This is a genomic window from Candidatus Nanopusillus massiliensis, assembly GCF_920984865.1.
The window spans coordinates 137,712-138,175 of record NZ_OV100765.1 but is presented as its reverse complement, the minus strand read 5'-3'; the positions used below and the strand labels follow the sequence as shown (position 1 = coordinate 138,175).

Below are 464 nucleotides of genomic sequence, written 5' to 3'. Positions count from 1 at the left end.
TTTCTAAAAGACCCACAAAGATTTAATTTTTAGTAAAATTTAAAATATTATCTTTTTGCAAACTTTATAACCTTCTTTTCATATTCAATAATATTCATTAGCAATTCATCCTCATTTTTATATTCCTTCTTTAATAAAAACTTTGCAGATAAATAACTTCATACCTTTACCAGCATATTAAATACAAATTTTTTACCATAATTTTTTAATTGTTCAGCAGTTATATTTAATTTTTTCTCATCTTCCAAATCTTTTTCACTTTTTGCAACACCAAAATATTGACCTCCACATTTTTTGCATTTGGATTTTTCATCATAATCTTTTACTTTTATTTTATATTTTGCTCCACATGCCATACAAACAAATCTTAATTCTGTATTTTCAATTCTTTCTTTTACCAATTTGAATACTTCTCTCCATTTATCAGAAATTAATACATCAGATACATATTCTTCCAATCCTAA

1 protein-coding gene (only partly in view) is annotated in these 464 nt (G+C 23.5%); it reads right to left on the bottom strand.

The window, feature by feature from the left end:
* Positions 1–158 precede the first annotated feature (158 nt).
* On the bottom strand, positions 159–464 hold the 3' end of the coding sequence (locus LUA84_RS01065) for a hypothetical protein (protein WP_256443576.1). It continues 417 nt past the right edge of the window; only the last 306 of its 723 coding nucleotides appear in the window; its start codon lies beyond the right edge, outside the window — the gene reads right to left on this strand; its stop codon occupies positions 159–161.